This window comes from Microbacterium sp. 69-7 (assembly GCF_001897985.1).
Classification (GTDB): domain Bacteria; phylum Actinomycetota; class Actinomycetes; order Actinomycetales; family Microbacteriaceae; genus Microbacterium; species Microbacterium laevaniformans.
On record NZ_MKRU01000086.1, the window covers coordinates 1 to 19393 of the forward strand.

The 19393-nt window shown below is 70.0% G+C and carries 16 protein-coding genes; 12 read left to right on the forward strand and 4 right to left on the reverse strand.

The features are described from left to right. The 4 genes from BGN98_RS09155 to glf all read left to right on the forward strand — a co-directional run. Positions 1-324: glycosyltransferase family 4 protein (locus BGN98_RS09155; protein WP_288120989.1), on the forward strand; the 324-nt coding region annotated here is incomplete at its 5' end. A 50-nt stretch (positions 325-374) separates the two neighbouring features. Then, the gene (locus BGN98_RS09160; RefSeq protein WP_288121009.1) at positions 375-1277 is read left to right on the forward strand and encodes a glycosyltransferase; all 903 of its coding nucleotides are present in this window, start codon (positions 375-377) and stop codon (positions 1275-1277) included. Next, positions 1274-2503, forward strand: coding sequence for a lipopolysaccharide biosynthesis protein (locus BGN98_RS09165; RefSeq protein ID WP_288121011.1), 1230 nt, complete (start codon positions 1274-1276; stop codon positions 2501-2503). Before BGN98_RS09160 ends, BGN98_RS09165 begins: the two co-directional genes overlap by 4 nt. 61 nt (positions 2504-2564) lie before the next feature. Further along, a complete protein-coding gene (glf, locus tag BGN98_RS09170; RefSeq protein WP_288121013.1) occupies positions 2565-3701 on the forward strand; it encodes a UDP-galactopyranose mutase in 1137 nt (378 codons plus the stop codon). Between the two features lie 27 nt (positions 3702-3728). Here glf and BGN98_RS09175 read toward each other — a convergent pair whose 3' ends face one another. From BGN98_RS09175 to BGN98_RS09185, 3 genes are read right to left on the reverse strand one after another with little or no spacing between them, the layout of a single operon-like run. After that, positions 3729-5642, reverse strand: a complete 1914-nt coding sequence (locus BGN98_RS09175) for a glycosyltransferase (protein WP_288121015.1) — start codon at positions 5640-5642, stop codon at positions 3729-3731. A 37-nt stretch (positions 5643-5679) separates the two neighbouring features. Beyond that, the gene (locus BGN98_RS09180; RefSeq protein WP_288121016.1) at positions 5680-6681 is read right to left on the reverse strand and encodes a glycosyltransferase family 2 protein; all 1002 of its coding nucleotides are present in this window, start codon (positions 6679-6681) and stop codon (positions 5680-5682) included. A 57-nt stretch (positions 6682-6738) separates the two neighbouring features. Further along, entirely contained in the window at positions 6739-8142 is a 1404-nt protein-coding gene (locus BGN98_RS09185) for an O-antigen ligase family protein (RefSeq protein WP_288121017.1), read from the reverse strand. 42 nt (positions 8143-8184) lie between these two features. Here BGN98_RS09185 and manA point away from each other — a divergent pair, with 42 nt between their 5' ends. The 4 genes from manA (at position 8185) to BGN98_RS09205 (ending at position 14209) form a co-directional block, all read left to right on the forward strand. Further along, positions 8185-9360, forward strand: a complete 1176-nt coding sequence (gene manA / locus BGN98_RS09190; RefSeq protein WP_288121019.1) for a mannose-6-phosphate isomerase, class I — start codon at positions 8185-8187, stop codon at positions 9358-9360. A gap of 169 nt (positions 9361-9529) precedes the next feature. Next, the gene (locus BGN98_RS09195; RefSeq protein ID WP_005048276.1) at positions 9530-9847 is read left to right on the forward strand and encodes a WhiB family transcriptional regulator; all 318 of its coding nucleotides are present in this window, start codon (positions 9530-9532) and stop codon (positions 9845-9847) included. A gap of 91 nt (positions 9848-9938) precedes the next feature. Further along, positions 9939-12785, forward strand: a complete 2847-nt coding sequence (locus tag BGN98_RS09200) for a glycosyltransferase (protein ID WP_288121020.1) — start codon at positions 9939-9941, stop codon at positions 12783-12785. Further along, positions 12782-14209 carry a DUF5719 family protein gene (locus tag BGN98_RS09205; RefSeq protein WP_288121021.1) on the forward strand — a complete coding sequence of 476 codons (1428 nt, stop codon included), beginning with the start codon at positions 12782-12784 and terminating at the stop codon, positions 14207-14209. The genes BGN98_RS09200 and BGN98_RS09205 overlap by 4 nt, the downstream gene beginning before the upstream one ends. A 33-nt stretch (positions 14210-14242) precedes the next feature. Here BGN98_RS09205 and BGN98_RS09210 read toward each other — a convergent pair whose 3' ends face one another. Continuing rightward, entirely contained in the window at positions 14243-14677 is a 435-nt protein-coding gene (locus BGN98_RS09210) for a metallopeptidase family protein (protein WP_036282608.1), read from the reverse strand. A gap of 101 nt (positions 14678-14778) precedes the next feature. Here BGN98_RS09210 and BGN98_RS09215 point away from each other — a divergent pair, with 101 nt between their 5' ends. From BGN98_RS09215 to katG, 4 genes are all read left to right on the forward strand, one after another. After that, the gene (locus BGN98_RS09215; protein ID WP_005048283.1) at positions 14779-14985 is read left to right on the forward strand and encodes a DUF3499 family protein; all 207 of its coding nucleotides are present in this window, start codon (positions 14779-14781) and stop codon (positions 14983-14985) included. Between the two features lie 40 nt (positions 14986-15025). Next, positions 15026-16507: an adenosylhomocysteinase gene (gene ahcY / locus BGN98_RS09220; protein WP_288121024.1), complete on the forward strand. Its 1482-nt coding sequence runs from the start codon at positions 15026-15028 to the stop codon at positions 16505-16507. 105 nt (positions 16508-16612) lie between these two features. Then, positions 16613-17092, forward strand: coding sequence for a Fur family transcriptional regulator (locus BGN98_RS09225; RefSeq protein WP_288121025.1), 480 nt, complete (start codon positions 16613-16615; stop codon positions 17090-17092). Further along, a complete protein-coding gene (gene katG, locus BGN98_RS09230) occupies positions 17089-19362 on the forward strand; it encodes a catalase/peroxidase HPI (protein ID WP_016463364.1) in 2274 nt (757 codons plus the stop codon). Before BGN98_RS09225 ends, katG begins: the two co-directional genes overlap by 4 nt. Positions 19363-19393: the final 31 nt, after the last annotated feature.

Genomic DNA, 19393 nt, shown 5'->3' on the forward strand with positions numbered 1-19393 from the left:
GAGCCGTCCTATGCCGAGGCGTCGGTCTTCATCGCCCCGCTGTTTACCGGCGCCGGTGTGAAGTTCAAGACGATCGACGCGATGGTGCGGGGAGTACCCGTCGTGGCGACGCCCGTGGGCGCGGAGGGCATCGGCGACGCGGACCTGTTCGCCGGGCTGACGGACGATGCCGACGAGTTCGCCGCATCCGTCGTGGGCGCCCTCGCAGCGAACGGCTCGGCCCGCACCCGTCGCGCGCAGCAGTGGGCGGAGAGCCGCTACGGAGTGACCGCGTTCGAACAACGCCTCCGCGGCCTGTACGCAGGGTTCCCACGAACACCCTGATCTACGATGAAAATCCCGCTCCTTTCCAGTGAGAGCGGCCGAGGAGTCCTGTGTCCCACTTCGTCATCGCCGTCATCCCCGTGTTCCACGCGCCGCCGGCCCTCGCTGCCCGCGTGACCGCCCTCCGGGAGCAGGTCGATGCGGTCGTCCTGGTGGATGACGGGACCCATTCGACGGCGGTGCTCGGCCTCGAGCTCCCCTCCTTGCACATCGTCGAGATCGCCGAGAACTCGGGCATCGGCAACGCTCTGAACGAGGGGGTGCAGCGCGCGCGCGAGCTCGGTGCCACCCACGTGCTCACCCTCGATCAGGACTCGTCCGCCCCCGCCGGGTACGTCGAGAGCGCACTGCGCATCCTCGCGGCATCAGCGGCGTCCGGGGTCGAGGTCGCGGCCGTCGTGCCCGAGTTCGTCGGCGGCCAGCGCGTCCTGCTGCGTGACGGGTTCGCTTTCGATCCGATCCAGGCCGGTCAGCTGATCCCGATCTCGGTCCTCGACGAGGTCGGACCGTACCGCTCCGATCTGTTCATCGACGCGGTCGACTCCGAGTTCTCCATCCGAGCCGAAGAACACGGCCTGCACTTCGTGGTGGCAGCGGGTGCGCAGATCGCCCACGAACTGGGTGAGCTGGTGCCCCTGACGGTCTTCGGCCGTCACCTCGTGATCGCCGGGAAGCCCCGACACGTCCTGTACCATGCTCCGTTCCGCACCTACTACATGGTGCGCAACAGCACCATCCTCGTCCGCGTGTTCGGTCGCCGCCGCCGGCGCTGGATGCTGTTCCGCACCCGCAAGATGGCGGAGATGGTCGTCGGATGCGTCGTGCTGTCGCCGGATCGCGGCGCGCAGTGGCGGGCTGCCGTAGCGGGGCTCTCCGACGGGCTGCGCGGCGTGACAGGTCGCGTCAGCGAGGAGCGGCTGCGTGCCATCCGGGGGAGCCGGCGACGCCGATGAGGCGCCTGTTTCGCCACGAGTTGCTGCGCCGGAGCGCTCTGTTCTCCCTCTCGATCGTCGCTTCGACGCTCGTCGGGGTCTTCTCGCTACCCATCCTGATCACCACCGTCGGCGCCGAGCAGTGGGGGCATCTCGCCGTCATGCAGGCCATTACCCAGTTCGCGTCGGTGATCGTCGCCTTCGGCTGGGGGGCGACGGGCCCGAGCATGGTGTCGGCCATCGCACCCGAGGAGCGCAAGGCGGTGTTCATGCAGTCGTTCTCCGTCCGCGGGACGCTGTTCGCGGTGGTGCTCGTGCCCACCGTGATCCTCTGCGCTCAGCTCACGGGCCAGTCGTGGATCAACGCGGTGCTCGCCGCCGGAACCTACACGTTCGCCGGACTGAGTGCCGCCTGGTACTTCGTGGGCACGAATCGGCCGATCCCGCTCTTCCTCCTCGACGCGACGCCCTCCATCGTGGGTCAGGTGCTCGGCCTGGTCGCCGTCTTGATCACCGGAGATCTGACCGCGTACCTCGCTTGCACCGCGGCGCTGACCGTCGTCGGAGTGGCGGCATCCATGGTCTACGTCGTCACCCGTCCCCAGGACGGCCCGCGTCGGGCCGCGCACCCGACTCCGTGGCGCGAGATCCTGCGCTCGCAGTCCGCAGGAGTGTCGAGCACGATCTCGGCCAGCATGTGGACGGCTGCGCCGACGGTGCTCGTTCAGGCCTTCGCGCCCGCCGCCGTTCCGGTCTTCGCCATGATCGATCGGCTGATGAAATACGGAGTCCTCGCCCTCGCCCCGATCCTGCAGGCCATTCAGGGGTGGGTGCCGGAATCCGGGCGAGCGACCGTGGGCGCCCGAGCGGTGACCGGAGTGAAGGTCGCAACCGGAGTCGGCCTCCTCGGGGGTGTGGCGCTGGCGGCGCTGTCGACCCCGGTGTCGTCGCTGTTGAGTCTGGGAGAAGCCGTAGTGCCGTGGACGGTCGCCGTCATCGCCGGCGCCGCCTTCTGCTTCGAATGCGTAGCTCAGATCGCCGGTCTCTCGGGCCTCGTCGCGCTCGGAGGCTCTCGCCAGCTGGCGCTCTCATCGATCGCTTCCGCCGCGGTCGGCATCCCCGTCATCGCGGCGCTGGTGATCTGGCTCGGACTCTATGGCGCGATCCTCGGCATCCTTGTCGTCGCCGCGGCGCTCGCCGTCTATCGGGCGGTGCACGTCCGACGTTACGCAAGACGGTATCTCTGACCTCGCCGGTCGGCTCGGTACCCTGGGAAAGTGAGCGCCATCGCGCTCGGGATTGGATGTCATGGATCTTCTCATCGTCGGCTCGGGCTTCTTCGGCCTCACCATTGCGGAGCGCGCTGCAGCGGCTGGCCGGAAAGTCACCGTCATCGATCGCCGTCATCACATCGGCGGCAACGCGTACAGCGAGGACGAGGCGACGACGGGCATCGAGGTCCACCGCTACGGCGCGCACCTCTTCCACACCTCGAACGCGACCGTGTGGGAGTACGTGAACCGGTTCACGACCTTCACGAACTACGTGCACCGCGTGTACACGAACCACAAGGGCGTCGTCTTCCCGCTGCCGATCAACCTGGGCACGATCAATCAGTTCTTCCAGGCGGCGCACACGCCGGACGAGGCGCGCGCACTCGTGCACGAGCTGGCGGGGGAGTTCGACCCGAAGGCCGCGCAGAACCTCGAGGAGCGCGGCATCGGCCTGATCGGCCGCCCCCTGTACGAGGCGTTCATCCGCGACTACACGGCCAAGCAGTGGCAGACCGACCCGAAGGAACTGCCGGCGGAGATCATCAGCCGCCTCCCGGTTCGTTACACCTACGACAACCGGTACTTCAACGACACGTGGGAGGGCCTGCCCACCGACGGGTACACCGCCTGGCTGGAGCGGATGGCGGACCACCCCAACATCGAGGTGAAGCTGTCGAAGGACTACTTCGACGAGTCGCAGCCGCTGAACAAGCGAGCCACTGTCGGCCAGGTTCCCGTGGTCTACACAGGTCCCGTCGACCGGTACTTCGACTATGCCGAAGGCGAGTTGTCGTGGCGGACCCTCGACTTCGAGGAGGAGGTCCTCGAGGTCGGCGACTTCCAGGGCACGAGCGTCATGAACTACGCGGATGCCGAGGTGCCCTACACCCGGATCCACGAGTTCAAGCACTTCCACCCGGAGCGCGCCGACCGGTATCCGACCGACAAGACGGTCATCATGCGCGAGTTCTCCCGATTCGCGACCCGCGAGGACGAGCCGTACTACCCGGTGAACACCCCTGGTGACCGTGCTGGGCTGCTCGCCTACCGGGAACTCGCGAAGAGTGAGAAGGACGTCCACTTCGGCGGACGACTCGGCACGTACCAGTACCTCGACATGCACATGGCGATCGGCTCAGCGCTGTCGCTGTGGAACAACCATCTCGCCTGACGGTGAGCGGCCGGGCGGCGGAGGGGCTCAGCCAGCCTCTTCGCCGAAGGTCTCCCGCCAGGCATCCTCGGAGACGAGTTCGGGCAGCGCACGCCGATACTCGTCCGACAGACGAACCCAGCGCCGACGCAGTGCCCAGTGGAGCCGGACGCTCTCGACGAGCATTCGACGGAACTGCGCCCGATCACGGGTGTAGACATTCTTGCCCGAGCCGTCGGCAGCGTTGACCAGGGCGCTGTCGAAGTGCGGGACGCGCCACCAGTGGGCGTCGTCCTTGCCGAATTCCACCTCCGGTTGCGTCACGTTCTCGGGACGCGGCGCGTGGAGCCAATGCGCCGCGAGCGTGGACGCCGTGAACCACCGCAGGCGCAGCCCCGTCGGACTGTCGAACTGGTGACGCTTGAATCGCGGGAACACCTGCCGTCCGCGGCGTGAACGGAGCGGTGTGGCGGTATCGCGGTGCACGACGGTCTCGGGGAAGTCCTTTGCGAGTGCCCGTGCGGCAGGCATCGCCGTCGCGAGGTTCGCTCTCATGTGCGCGGGACCGGAGAGGACGTCGCGCAGCGCCCGGTGCCTCAGGGCCACGGGGTAGTACTGCATCATCATGAGGTGCTTGAGATCCAGCCTCCGGCTGTGCCTCAGAAGGGTGCCTCCCTGCGGCGCCCGAGAGTGCAACAGGCCCGCCACGATGCGGTTGCGCGCATGGAAGTAGGCCTGCCAGTCGATCGAGTCGTCCTTGCCCACCCACGACACGTGCCACAGTGCGACGCCCGGCACCGACACCGTCGGGAAGCCGACCTCGCGCGCGCGCAACGAGTATTCGGCGTCGTCCCACTTGATGAAGGCCGGGAGGGCCAAACCGACCTCGCGGATGATCTCCGTCGGGATCAGGCACATCCACCAGCCGTTGTAGTCCGCATCGAGGCGGGAATGCAGCGACGGGGACTGGCGGAGGTTCGCGACCGAGAAGTCGTGCGGCATCCGCTCCTGACTTAGCGTGCGCCACATGAAGGGCATCTCGTCGACGACCTCTGCCCAGGCGTGCAGTTTGGGGCGGTCGAGCAGATCGAACATGTGGGCGCCGACGATCGTCGGAATCGTGGCGAACCGCGCGAACATGATGGATCGCCGGATCGACTCCGGTTCGATGCGGACGTCGTCGTCCAGCAGCTGCACGAAGTCGCTCTCCGGCCGCTGAAGGGTCTCCGTCATCGCCCGGGCGAAGCCTCCCGACCCTCCGAGGTTCGGCTGCGCCACGATCTGCAGAGTCTCGCCGAGCGCTGCCGCTACTTCTTCGTAACCGGATTCTGCGGACACCAGGCGATCGCCCTGATCGATGACGAACACGCGGTCAAGAAGCGGCAGTACCTCAGGGCTGGCCGCCAGCGCGCGGAGGGTGCCGATGCAGTAATCGGGCTTGTTGAAGGTGGTGATGCCGATGCTCGCCTTGCCTCGCCGGCGCGGTTCCGTCTCGGTCGACCAGGTCGCACCCTCGAAGATGGCGGACTTCTCGTCGGCGGCGACGTCGAACCAGATCCACCCACCGTCGCTGTACTGATTGAGCGTGAGCTCGAACGTTGCGGTGGACTCGCCGTCCACCTCCCGCGTGTCGATCCGCTGTCGCACGCCGCTGCCGGTCGAGCGGTAGACCAGGATCGTGGCCGGGCCGCTCGTGCGCACCGTGAGCGTGACATCGCGCACCGTCGTCCAGTGCTGCCAGTACGACGCCGGGAAAGCGTTGAAGTAAGTGCCGAACGACACGCGTCGCCCCGCGACGATGCGCGCCGTGGTGCGACCGAGGATGTTGCCCAGCTGTGCGCGGCTGGACACGCGCACGGGCTCCTCGTCGATCGAGGTCCACGTCTCGGGATCCACGTACAGCGGCAACAGATCGGGATCGCGCTCGGTGGGAAGGACGGTGTTCTGCAGAATGTGAGTCACGAGAGGCTCCGAGCGTTGCGAGCGGATGAAGGACAGGTCAGGATGCCGTGCCCGCCGCGACCAGCGGCGGCATGGGCTTCCACGCGGCATCCCGCGAGATCTTGCGTCCGTCGCGCAGGCCTCGGAACAGGTTCGAGGTGCCTCGCACGGTGCGCTCGACCAAGAGCAGCCGGATGAGCTCCTTGCCGAACGTGAGCGCGGTGCCGAAGCCGAACAGCACGGGGTTGTAGACGCCCAGGCTACGGTAATAGCGCTTGATGATCGCGCGGTTGCGCATGATGTAGTACCGGTACGCGTTGCTCGACGCGTTCATGTGCCGGATGCCCATGTCCCACTGCTTGATCTCGCGCGTGCGACGCAGCACGAACTCGTTGACGATGACCGAGCGTGTGATGCGCGATGCGAGCCAGCCGTAGGTCTGGTCGTCCCAGTAGATGAAGAAGCGGGGATCGGGCAGGCCGATCTGCCCGACGATGTCGCGGTGGATGAACATGCCCTCGAAGCAGCCGGAGTTCATCTCCTTGTAGCCCGACTCGTCGAAGCCGCTGGGTGCGAACGGAATGGGAATCGCAAGAGGCTCCGCGACGCGGTACTGCCAGTAGAACTCGCTCCCGTCGAAGTCGTAGCGCCGCCCCTGAATCGACTTGAACCGCGGCGCCCACGCGCCCATCTTCGCGAGTCCGTCGGGCAGCACCTCGACGTCGTCGTCCATGAGCCAGATCCACGTCGAGCCGAGCTCGTACGCCACCCGCATGCCCTCGCTGAAACCGCCGGAGCCTCCGGTGTTCTCGTCGAGTCGGCGGTAGACCAGCTCGGCGCCCAGCCGCTCGCGGAACGCCTCGACGACGGCGGTGGTGTCATCGGTCGACGCGTTGTCGACGATCACCACGTGGCCCGGCTTCGGGTCCATCGCGGTGATGCTCTCGAGCAGCTTCGTGAGCAGGCCGGACCGGTTATAGGTGACGATCGCGATCGTCGCGCTGGCGGGCGAGAACGTGTCGTTCGAGGCCGCGTCGGGGCGCGCAGAAATAGAGGCCATAGCGCGAGAAGTCTAACCCGGCGCCCTGCGCATCACCCGAGCCCTTCACCCGCGTGCTCAGCGCGGTACGCGCTCCGTCCCGCCCTGCTCGCCGACCAGCCGCTCTTCCGAGGCGCCGCGTCCCAGCAGCGGTGCCTGCTTGATCTTGAACGCGAGCATGACGATCAGCAGCCACCCGCCGGCGACGATCGGACCGGAGTCGGCCACGCCCTGCACGAGCAGGATCGCTCCGGTCAGCGTCGGCACGAGCGTCACGGGGGAGTAGGGCCGGTCGGCGACGAGGTCCCAGCGGGGGCGGTCGACGGCGAAGAACCAGGAGCGCCACACGTACGCGAAGAAGGTCAGGGCGAGCAGCGCCATCCCGACGATCCCGAGCTGGAGGAGGACGTCGAGCCACACGCTGTGGGCCTGCGTGAGGGCAGAGTCGATGCCGGGGACCCAGGGCACGGATGCCGCGTCCAGCGGCGGCCACGGCGTTGCGAAACCCCACCCTTGCACCGGACGCTCGAGCGCCTTCGCCGCGATCAGGGCCCACGTCTCTTCGCGCCCGTCGAGGTCGGTGCTGCGCCCGAGGAACGAGAAGATCTGACCCCGCCCGAGCCAGACGGCCAGAATGCCGGCCGCGGCGATCACGGCGTAGACGACGTAATACCGGGTGCGCTCGCCGGCGCGCTTCGTGGTGCGCATCACCAGCACCGTCGCGAGCACGAGGACGACCCCCGCCGCTCCGAGCCAGCCGAGGGCCGACCCCGCACGGAAAAAGAGGAAGGACGACAGGGCGAACCACCCGACCAGCAGCGTGCGCCGTGGCGCACGCGAAGCGAAGCGGACGGCGAAGACGACCATGCCCAGCAGCGCAAGAAAGGCCAGCGCCGTGGCATCCCCGACGATGCCCTGGATGCGCCCACCGCTCATCAGCTGATCGTGTGACCAGACGACGGCCCCGTCGGCGACCACACCGTCGGGCCGTGCGAAGCCGGGAAGCAGTACGCCGTGCCAGACGAGAGACACCCAGAGCTCGAACAGCAGCGACAACCCGAGCACCCACTTGAGTGCCGACGCCATCGCACGCACGAGCTCACGCCACGTCAGCACCGCGCCCACGAAGAGGGCCTGCATCGTCGTCACCAGCAGGAGGACGAGCGTCGCGGCCGTCGCCGCGAGATGCGTCGTCCACAGCAGCGAGCACACCGCCCAGAGGGCATAGGAGAGAGCGAACCACGGCAGTCGACGCCACTGCACCGGGGGACGCGAGAGCGCCCACACCGACGCCGAGACGAGCCCGGCGACGACGACCGCGACGGCGGTGGCGGGGATGCCGAGCGCCAGCGGCCACGCGGACCCGGCGAGGGCCGCGGCGAGGACGAAGATGCACCACCCCCGCAGCAGCAGGTGGCCCGACGTCGCGCGGATCGGCGCGGTCGGCGGCGCCGCGACCGGATGCTTCGTGTGGACGGCCATGGTCTGATCAGAGTAGCGCGGCGGCGGTCCTAGGCTGGGGGCATGCTGACGCCGATCTCCAACGATCCTCGCGACTACTCCTGGGGTTCCCCGACCCTCATCCCCGCCCTCGAAGGACGCCAGCCGACGGGGGCTCCCGAAGCCGAGATCTGGTACGGCGACCACCCGGGCTGCCCGTCGCGGACGTCCGACGGTCGCACCCTCGACGTGGCCCTCGCCGAGGCGGGACGTCCCGCCCTGCCGTTCCTGCTGAAGCTTCTCGCCGCCGCATCCTCACTGTCCATCCAGGCCCACCCCACGCGCGCCCAGGCACAGGAGGGGTTCGCGCGGGAGGAGCGCGCCGGCATCCCGCGCGACGCCGCCGACCGTCTCTATCGCGACGACAACCACAAGCCGGAGATCATCGTCGCCCTCAGTGACCGCTTCCGTGCGCTCGTCGGACTCCGCCCGCTCGCCGAGACCCGTCGCTTCCTGTCCGTGCTCGCCGCCACCGGCGACGACGTCCCCGCCGGTGTGGCCCAGCTGCAGAGCCGCCTCGCCGTCGACGACGACGGGCTCGCCGCCGAGCGTGCTCTGCGTGACGTGCTCGCCTGGGCGCTCGACGAGGCGGATGCCGCGACGGTGGCATCCGTGGCCGCGGCTCTCGACGCCGCGGCGGACGCCGGCGAGACCGAGTTCGCCGATGAGATCGCGGTGCTGCGCGCCGCGGCATCCGACTTCCCGGGCGATGGCGGGCTGATCGTGGCCCTCCTGATGAACCTCGTGACCCTCCGCCGCGGCGAGGGGCTGTTCGCTCCGGCCGGGGTGCTCCACGCCTACCAGTCGGGCCTGGGCGTCGAGCTGATGGCCGCGAGCGACAACGTCATGCGGGGAGGCCTCACCCCCAAGCACGTGGACGTCCCGGAGTTGCTGCACGTGCTGGACGCGACTCCCGCCCCGGCTCCCGTCATCCGTCCGCGCCCCCTCGCCGACGGGGTCGACGTCTACGACACCCCCGTGGACGATTTCCTCCTCGAGCGTGTCACCGTCGCCGGCGACACCGTTCGCGTCGCGGTGCACGGCCCGGCGATCGCGCTCTGCACCGTCGGGGAGGTCGTCGTGGCCGGTGCGTTCGACTCGGCGGCGCTCCGCCCCGGAGCAGCCGTGCACATCGCCGATGAAGACGCCGTCGAGGTCTCCGGCACGGGCGAGCTCTTCCTGGCCCAGCCCGGCTCCTGACCCACCGGCATCCGTCAGTGCGGCGCGGCCGCGACACGCCGACGGGCGTGCGTGAAGGTTCAATCCCGTGTTGAGGGTTTACGATCTGCGACTTGACCGCGGCGAATGACAAGGGTGTAATTATTCCAACACGCGCATCGGCGCATCGGGAAAACGTGGGGAGAACGATATGACGGGTTACCGCTCCGGCGTCCCCGACAACTGGTTCGTCGACCCGGTCAATCTGGGTGTGCCGGGAGTGCGTCGTCCGTCCGTCGCCGACGAGGACACCGCGCTCGCCTGGCAGGCCGACGCCCTCTGTGCGCAGACCGACCCCGAGGCCTTCTTCCCGGAGAAGGGTGGGTCGACCCGCGACGCGAAGCGCATCTGCACCTCGTGCGACGTGCGCGGCGAGTGCCTCGAGTACGCCCTGCAGAACGACGAGCGCTTCGGCATCTGGGGTGGACTCAGCGAACGCGAGCGCCGCAAGCTCAAGCGTCGCGCCTGATCGCGGCGACCGCTTCGGCGGCGTGACCGATCACGAGACTCGCGGGCGACGTCCGCGTTCTGCGCCAGCTCCCGCTTAGGCTGACGACGTCATGCCCGCCCGAGTTCACGCACTACTGGTCGTGCGCCCTGATGCGCGCGTGGCCACCGACATCCGTCTCGACCGCGTCCTTTCCGCGCTCGCGGCCCAGGCGCGCCCGGTGGACACGCTCACCATCGTGCTGTGCGGCCCACACGCAACCGATCGCGAGCTTCAGCGCATCGCGGGCGAGTCCGCCGCCGAAGCCGTCATCACCGCCGATCGCGGGACATCCTTCGCCGACGCCCTCGCACTGGCGAGCCGACGGCTCGGTGGGGATGCCGTGTGGGTGCTCGACCAGGACACCACACCCGCGCCCGACGCGCTCGTTCGCCTCATGGGCGCTCTCGAGACCGCGCCCTCGGTCGCGATCGCCGCGCCGAAACTCGTCCGCGCCGACGACAACGACCGCATCGTGTCTCTCGGTGTGTCGATGACGCGGGGCGGCCGCGCCGTCGGTCTCGCCGACGGGGAGCACGATCAGGGTCAGCATGACGCCAGCGAGGACGTTCTCGGCTCGGATGTCCGCGGCATCCTGGTGCGCACCGACGCGTGGCGCGCGCTCGACGGTCTCGATTCGGCGCTGGCGGGCGCGGACGAAGGCCTCGACCTCGGTGTGCGCGCGCGTCTGCGCGGCGGCCGTGTCGTCCTCGCGCCCCAGGCTTTCGTCGCCATCGCAGATCCCGATCGCACCGACCCGCCGACCCTCGGCGACCGCTTCGAGCCGGTCGGGGTGCGTCGGGCCTACAGCCGCCGCACGGCGCAACTGCACCGTCGACTCGTGTACGCGCCGGCGGTCGCCGTCGCGCTGCACTGGCTCTCCCTGCTGCCGCTGGCGGTCCTCCGCTCGGTCGCCCTGCTCCTCGGCAAGCGTCCGTCGATGATCGGTCCGGAATGGGGCGCCACGCTGACGGTGCTGCTGCGTCCCGCCGCCGTCGCCCGCGCACGCCGCGGCATCCGTGCCGGCCGCCGCGTCTCCTGGGCGCAGCTGGCACCGCTGCGGGTCAGTCGGGTCGAGCTGCGTCAGCGTCTCGACGACGACGTGATCATCGACGGCACCGCGCGCGGTGAACTGCACTTCTTCTCCGGGGGCGGTGCCTGGATCGTCCTCGGAGCCCTGCTCGTCTCGGTCCTCGCCTTCCTGTCGCTGCTCGCGTGGCCGGTGCTCGGCGGGGGAGGCCTTGCGCCGCTGCGGGCGACCGTCGGCCAGCTCTGGGCCGATGCGGCATCCGGGGCCCGGCCTCTCGGCTGGGACACGCAGGGGCCGGCCGACCCGTTCAGTGCCGTCGTCGCCGTGCTCGGCTCGCTCTGGCCCGCCGCGCCCTCGCGCGTCCTCGTCGTCGTCTGGGTGCTGGCGATCCCCCTGTCCGCCCTGGGCGCCTGGTTCGCCGCCACGCGTCTGACCGACAACGCGCTCGCCCGCGCCGTCGTGGCCGTGGGCTACGCGCTCGCGCCGAGCCTGCTCGACGCCCTGGCGTCGGGACGGCCGACCGTCGTCATCGCACACCTCCTGCTTCCCTGGTTGCTGTGGACCGCGGTCGCGGCGCACCGCTCGTGGACAGCGGCGGGCATGGGATCGGTGATCGCCGTCGCGGTGCTCGCCAGCGCCCCGTCGCTGGCTCCGGCCCTCATCGTGCTGTGGCTCGTGGCGATCGTGCTGACGGCGGCGCTCGGTCGGGGGCGAGGCCTCGCGCGCGTCGTCTGGCTGCTCGTTCCGTCGGTGATCGTCTGGGCGCCGATGATCTGGCGTCGCCTCACCGCCGGCGATCCGTGGGCCCTGATCGCCGACCCCGGCGTGCCACTGCCGTCGGGGGAGTCGACAGATCTCGCCCGCCGTGTCGCCCTCGCGCTCGGATTCCCCACCGCTCGCGGTTCGGAGTGGGGTCAGCTCCTCGACGGCACGGGGCCGTGGCCGTTCCTGCTCGTCGTGCCCGTGATCGTGCTCGCGGTGGCCGCCCCCATCGTGTCGCGCACGCTGTCGTCCGCGATCGTCCTCATGATCGCGCTCAGCGCCCTCGCGACGGCGGTCGCGGTCATCGGCATCGTCGTCACCTCGGATGCCGGGACCGCCATCGCGGTCTGGCCGGGCGCCGCCCTCAGCCTGTACTGGCTCGCCCTGCTGGGATCGGCAGCGCTGACGATCGACGCGCTGCCGGCGCCCCCCCGACTCCGTGGACCGCTCGCCGCCCTGGCGCTGACCGCCCTCGCGGTCAGTGCGGTCCCCGTGATCACCGCGCTGCCCCGCGGCACGTCGGCCGTCACGAACGGCCCGAGCAGCACCCTGCCGGCCTACGTCGAGGCGGAGGGGCGATCGGGGTTGGGCAACGCCACCTTCGTGCTCACCGCCGCGGCCGACGGATCCGTCGTCACGGATGTCGTCTGGGGTGAGACCTCGGCCCTGGGCGGGCAGAGCACCCTGCGCTCGGCGCGTTCTTCCACCGATGCCGGCGACGCCGAAGCCGCGGAGCTGACGGCCGAGCTCATCGCCGTGCCCTCGGGCGACGCGGTCGCGCGTCTGGGGGCGCACGGGGTCGCGTTCGTGCTCCTCGGCGGCACCGCCGAGGGTGAGAGCGACGCGGCGCGTGCGGTGCGCATCGCGGCCGAGACCGCCCTCGATCAGCGTCAGGATCTCGAGATCGTCGGCGACACCGCGAAGGGCAAGCTGTGGCGGGTCACCGCCCCGGTCACGGATCGCGTGGCGACATCGGCGGTCGACAACGCCCGCACCGCCGCGGTGCAGATCGGGGTCGTCCTGATCGCCCTACTCCTCGCTCTGCCCACCCGGCGCTCCCTGCGGCTGAACCGTCGTCGCCCGCGCGTCATCGGCGCGCGGCGCGCGTCCGGAGGAGGACTCCGATGAGCACCCGCCTGCCCGGCCTTCGTCGCCTCACGACCGTGCGGGTCGCCGTCGGCACCGTCATCACGGCAGCCGCGGTGGCGGCCGGCGCGGCATTGGTCGCGCTGCCGCTTCCCACGCACACCGACGACTCCGCCCTCTCGATCGCCGCGCACGCGCCGGCGACAGCATCGATCGCGACGTGCGTCGGTCCCGTCCTGGCCCCGGGGCGCGATGCGACCCGCGCCGCGCAGCTCACCGATGCCGCCCCGGCCGCGCTGACCTCCGCCGCGCTGTCGAAGGCGACCCCGACGGATGCCGCGACCTCCACCCTGGCGGCCCCCGACGTGACCGGGGGAACAGGCCCGACCGCGCTGCGGGCCGCTCCGGTGGGCGGACAGCCCGCCGAGATCGCTGCAGCGACCTCGGCGCAGGTGAGCGCGGACGATCTCAGCGGGTTCGCCGCGTCCTCCTGCGCCCGGCCCGAGATGGAGTCGTGGCTCGTCGGCGGCTCCGGGGGGACGGGCGCCTCCGATCTGGTCGTCCTCGAAAACCCGGGCGTGGTCGCGGCGCGCGTCACGATCACCGTGTACGGCGCCTCCGGTGGCGCCGTGCCCGTCGCGGGCAACGCGATCGTGGTCGCCGCCGGCACACAGCGGATCATCCCCCTCGCCTCCCTCGCCCTGCGCGAGGACAACCCGGTGCTGCGCGTGACGTCGGCCCAAGCCCCCATCCGCGCCGCGCTGCAGACCAGCCTCACGCGCGTTCTCGTGGCCGGCGGCGTCGATCAGGTCGGCGCCGCCGCCGTCCCCGACACGGATCTCGTGATCCCGGGCGTTCCCGTCGTGACGACGCAGGGCGGCGCAGGCGAGAGCAACGCCCCGACGTCGCTGCGGCTGCTCTCCCCGGGCGCCGACGCCCAGGCGACCGTCACCGTCGTGCGCGACGGTGCGGCAGTGGGCGCACCGCAGGCGGTCCCCCTGAAGGCGGGCGTACCTCTCAAACTCGATCTGGGCGGACTCGCCACCGGCACGTACGCGGTGCGGGTGAGCGCGACGGCCCCGGTGACGGGCGCCGCCTGGGCCACGTCCGGCTTCGCAGCCGGAAGCGACTTCGGCTGGTTCGTCGCCGCCGACGCGATCTCCGCGCCCGCGCTCGTCGCCGTCGCCGCGGGAGCGGCGCCGACGATGACCATCGTCTCGTCGACAGGCGAGCCCCAGACGGTCGTGCTCACGGCGGCATCCGGTACCGGCGCGAAGACCGACATCTCTGTGCCGGGTGGCGGCGCCGTCACCGTCTCTGTGCAGGCCGGGGACGTCTACCGCCTCGATCCGGGAACGGGAAGTGTCCGCGCTGCCATCACGTACGCCGGTGCCGGCGCTATCGCCGGCTACCCCGTCGCGCCGAGCGCGGCGGCGGCGTCGGCGGTCACCGTCTACCCCCGCTGAGCGCCCCCGACACCGCCCGTCGGTGCGGAACGCTCAGAGAAAGCGGAACCGCTCCGGCCCGAGATCCCACGGGTCGCGGTCCAGATACTGCGCGGCCGCGCGGAAGACGCAGCCCTCGATGGCCATGCGCCGGTGCAGCTCGTCCTCCCGATGCAGGCTCCCGAGCCGTTCGATCGGCAGGCGGTACAGCACGATGCGCCGCTCTTCGGTCGAGACCGTCCACCGCGGGATGCCGTCCTCATCGGATGCCGGTGGCATGGCCGCCACCTCGAAGCGGACCTCTCGCAGCTCCGGCCAGGCGCTGCGCAGGAACTCCGCCGCCGTGCCGACGACGAAGTCGAAACGTTCCTCGCGCGTCTCCTGCGCCGGAAGCGGCGGCCGCACCACGGGACTGCGGTCCTCCCGACCGTGGCGTCCGTGGCGGGACGGCCGCACCCGCGGGGGAGTGCTCGCGCGCCGCCTCATCATGTTCCGAGTCTAGGTCAGCGTTCCCCGCCCGGGTCGGCGATGCGTCCCGCGGCGGCGCGGCATCCCACGCCTCGTGCGCCGCCGCCGGTAGCGTGAGGACGATGCGTACCCGACTGTGTTCGAAGGTGGGCTGTGCCCGCGAGGCCGTGACGACCCTGACCTACGACTACGGCGATCAGATGGCCGCCCTCGGCCCGCTCGGCGCAGCGACCGACCCGCACGCGCACGACCTCTGCGCCATCCACACCGACCGCCTGTCGGTGCCCAAGGGGTGGGTCGTCGTCCGCCACGAGACGCTGCGCGTCTGAGGCTCGGCCGGCGTCAGGACGAGGGTGCGAGAATGGGCGGATGCCGACCACTGCCGCCCCCGCCCGCATTCATGACTTCGTCGTCGCCGACCTGAGCCTCGCCGAGGCGGGTCGTCATCAGCTGCGCCTCGCCGAGAACGAGATGCCCGGCCTGATGGCACTGCGCGAGGAGTTCGGTCCCCTCCAGCCGCTGGCCGGTGCCCGCATCGCCGGCTCGCTGCACATGACCGTGCAGACCGCCGTGCTCATCGAGACGCTCGTGGCTCTGGGTGCGCAGGTGCGCTGGGCCAGCTGCAACATCTTCTCGACGCAGGACGAGGCGGCCGCCGCGGTCGCGGTCGGCCCGCACGGCACCGTGGACCAGCCGGCCGGAGTTCCGGTCTTCGCGTTCAAGGGTGAGACGCTCGAGGAGTACTGGCAGCTGGCCGATCGCATCTTCGACTGGTCGGCCGAGGGCTTCGACGGGCCCAACCTCATCCTCGACGACGGCGGCGACGCGACCCTGCTGGTGCACAAGGGCGTCGAGTTCGAGAAGGCGGGCGCGGTGCCCGCGGCATCCCCGTCCGACTCGCACGAGTACCGCATCGTCCTCGACACGCTCCGCGCGAGCCTGGCCCGCGACCCGCAGCGCTTCACGCGGATGGCGGCGCAGATCCTCGGCGTCACCGAGGAGACCACCACCGGCGTGCACCGGTTGTACGAACTCGCCGCAGCCGGGACGCTGCTGTTTCCGGCCATCAATGTCAACGACTCGGTCACCAAGAGCAAGTTCGACAACAAGTACGGCATCCGCCACTCGCTTCCGGACGGTCTCAACCGCGCCACCGACGTGCTCATCGGCGGCAAGGTCGCCTACGTCGTCGGCTACGGCGATGTCGGCAAGGGAGCGGCCGAGGCGCTCCGCGGTCAGGGCGCCCGCGTGATCATCGGGGAGGTCGACCCCATCTGCGCGCTGCAGGCGGCGATGGACGGTTTCCAGGTCGCCCGCTTGGAGTCGGTCATCGGCGATGTCGACATCCTCATCACGGGCACGGGGAACACCCGGGTGGTCACGGTGGATCACCTTCAGAACCTCAAACACCTTGCCATCGTCGGCAACGTCGGACACTTCGACGACGAGATCGACATCGCCGGGCTCGAAGCGATCCCGGGTGTCGAGAAGATCGAGATCAAGCCGCAGGTGCACGAGTACCGGCTGCCGGGCGGTGACGACCGTGCGCCGCGCAGCATCCTGGTCATGAGCGAGGGGCGACTGATGAACCTCGGCAACGCGACCGGGCATCCCTCCTTCGTGATGAGCGCGTCGTTCACCAACCAGGTGCTGGCCCAGATCGAGCTGTACACGAAGCGGGAGCAGTATCCCGTCGGCGTGTACGTGCTGCCGAAGATCCTGGATGAGAAGGTGGCGCGACTGCATCTGGCGGCGCTCGGTGTTCAGCTCACCGAGCTCACGCCGGAGCAGGCCGCGTACATCGGTGTTCCCGTGGAGGGGCCCTACAAGCTGGAGCATTACCGCTACTGACGGTCGATGTTCCCCGGACCGGGTGCAGGCGACCCATAGCTGCGGCACAGCGAATGTTCACCCCACTTTTGTTTTGATTTCTTCAAAACTAGGTAAGGTGGAGGCATGGCCTCGCTCGCAACACCCGCGCACGGCGCAGACGCCGTCGACGCCGCGGCGGCGCTGCGGGCGGCAGGGCTGAAGGTCACGGATTCGCGTGCAGCGGTCTACGACACGCTGCGAACGCACGCGCACGCCAGCGCGGAGGACGTCTTCCTCGCGATCGTGGAGCGGATGCCGCGTGCGAGCCGCCAATCGGTGTACAACGCGTTGGGTGATTTCGCCGATGCGGGGCTCGTACGCCGCATCGAGCCGGCGGGCCGGCCGATGCTCTTCGAGCTGCGGGTCAGCGATAACCACCATCACCTCGTGTGCACCTCGTGCGGCGCGGTCGTCGACGTGGACTGCGCCATCGGCGCGGCGCCGTGTCTCGAGCCCTCCGACAGCCACGGCTTCATCCTCACCACGGCGGAGGTGACGTACTGGGGCGTGTGCCCCGCGTGCGCACGAGCCGCCACCCCACCCCTCACGGAAGGAACATCATGACAGACCAGGACCCGACCAGCGCCGGCATCGGCGCTGACGCGACCGACATCGACCAGTCCGTCACCGTCACCGACACCGACGAGGCGTACGCCGAGGAGGCCGCGACCTGCCCGGTCATCCACGCGCAGCCGCACCCGACGAGCGGGTCGGCCAACCGGGTCTGGTGGCCCAACCAGCTCAACCTCAAGATCCTCGCCAAGAACCCCCAGGTGCGTAACCCTCTGGACGCGGACTTCGACTACGCCGCCGCCTTCGAGTCGCTCGACCTGGCGGCCGTCAAGAAGGACATCGAAGAGCTGCTCACCACCAGCCAGGACTGGTGGCCCGCCGACTTCGGCCACTACGGACCGCTGATGATCCGCATGGCGTGGCACTCGGCCGGCACGTACCGGGTGACCGACGGTCGCGGCGGCGGCGGCGCCGGTCAGCAGCGATTCGCACCGTTGAACAGCTGGCCCGACAACGTCAACCTCGACAAGGCGCGCCGACTGCTCTGGCCCGTCAAGAAGAAGTACGGCCAGTCGATCTCCTGGGCCGACCTCATGATCCTCGCCGGCAACGTCGCGCTGGAGTCGATGGGTTTCCGCACGTTCGGCTTCGCCGGCGGCCGCGCCGACGTCTGGGAGCCCGATGACGACGTGTACTGGGGTCCCGAGACCACCTGGCTGGGCGACGAGCGCTACTCCGGAGACCGCGAGCTGGACAAGCCCCTCGCGGCCGTGCAGATGGGTCTCATCTACGTCAACCCGGAAGGACCGAACGGCAATCCCGACCCGCTGGCCTCCGCCCGCGACATCCGTGAGACGTTCGGTCGCATGGCGATGAACGACGAGGAGACCGTCGCGCTGATCGCGGGCGGCCACACGTTCGGAAAGACGCACGGCGCGGCATCCGACGACAACCTCGACGACAACCCGGAGGCTGCCGGCCTGGAGGCTCAGGGCCTCGGCTGGAAGAACAACCACGGCACCGGGCGCGGCGACGACACGATCACCTCGGGTCTGGAGGTCACGTGGACCTACCACCCGACGCGCTGGGACAACGAGTTCTTCCACATTCTGTACGCGTACGAGTGGGAGCTCATGAAGAGTCCCGCCGGTGCCCACCAGTGGCGGCCGAAGGGCGGTCAGGGCGCCGACATGGTGCCCCTGGCCCACAGCGACGGCAAGCGCGAGCCGCGCATGCTCACCAGCGACCTCGCCCTGCGCATGGACCCGGAGTACGACAGGATCTCGCGGACCTTCCGGGACGACCCGGATGCCTTCGCGGACGCCTTCGCGCGCGCATGGTTCAAGCTGACGCACCGTGACATGGGACCCGTCACGCGCTACCTCGGACCGGAGGTGCCGGCTGAGGAGCTCCTGTGGCAGGACCCGGTTCCGGCGCCGACCGGCACCGGGCTGGATGGCACGCAGGTCGCCGACCTGAAGGCGCGCGTGCTCGCGTCCGGCCTGACGGTCTCCGAACTGGTCGCGACGACGTGGGCGGCGGCATCCTCCTTCCGCGGCAGTGACAAGCGCGGGGGCGTCAACGGCGCACGCATCCGCCTCGCGCCGCAGAAGGACTGGGAGGTCAACAACCCCGCCCAGCTGCACCGGGTGCTCGGCGTGCTCGGCGGTATCAAGACGGATGCCGCCCAGGCCGGTATCGACGTCTCCCTCGCCGACCTGATCGTCATCGCGGGCAATGCCGCCGTCGAGAAGGCGGCGGCCGATGCGGGCGTCGCGGTGGACGTGCCGTTCCACGCGGGACGCACCGACGCCTCGGAGCAGCAGACCGACGTCGAGTCCTTCGCCTACCTGGAGCCCGCGGCCGATGGCTTCCGCAACTACCAGGGTCCGCTGGCCCCGATGCCCGCGGAGTACCACCTCATCGACAAGGCGAACCTCCTCACCCTCACGGCTCCGGAGATGACCGTCCTGGTCGGAGGCCTGCGTGTGCTGGGCGCGAACTGGGACGGTTCGCCGTACGGCGTGTTCACGGACCGGGTCGGGGTGCTCTCGAACGACTTCTTCGTGAATCTGCTCGACCTCGGGACGACGTGGACGCCGCTGGACCCCGGCTCCCACGCCTTCGCGGGGGTCAAGGACGGCTCGGGCGAGAAGGTCGGCGTCGGCACGCGCGTCGATCTGCTCTTCAGCTCGAACTCCGAGCTGCGCGCGCTTGCCGAGGTGTACGCCTCGGACGACGCGACCGAGAAGTTCGTCCGCGATTTCGTCGCCGCGTGGACCAAGGTCACCGAGCTGGACCGCTTCGACCTCCACCGCTGAGCACGCATCCACACGACGGCGGGGCCCCTTC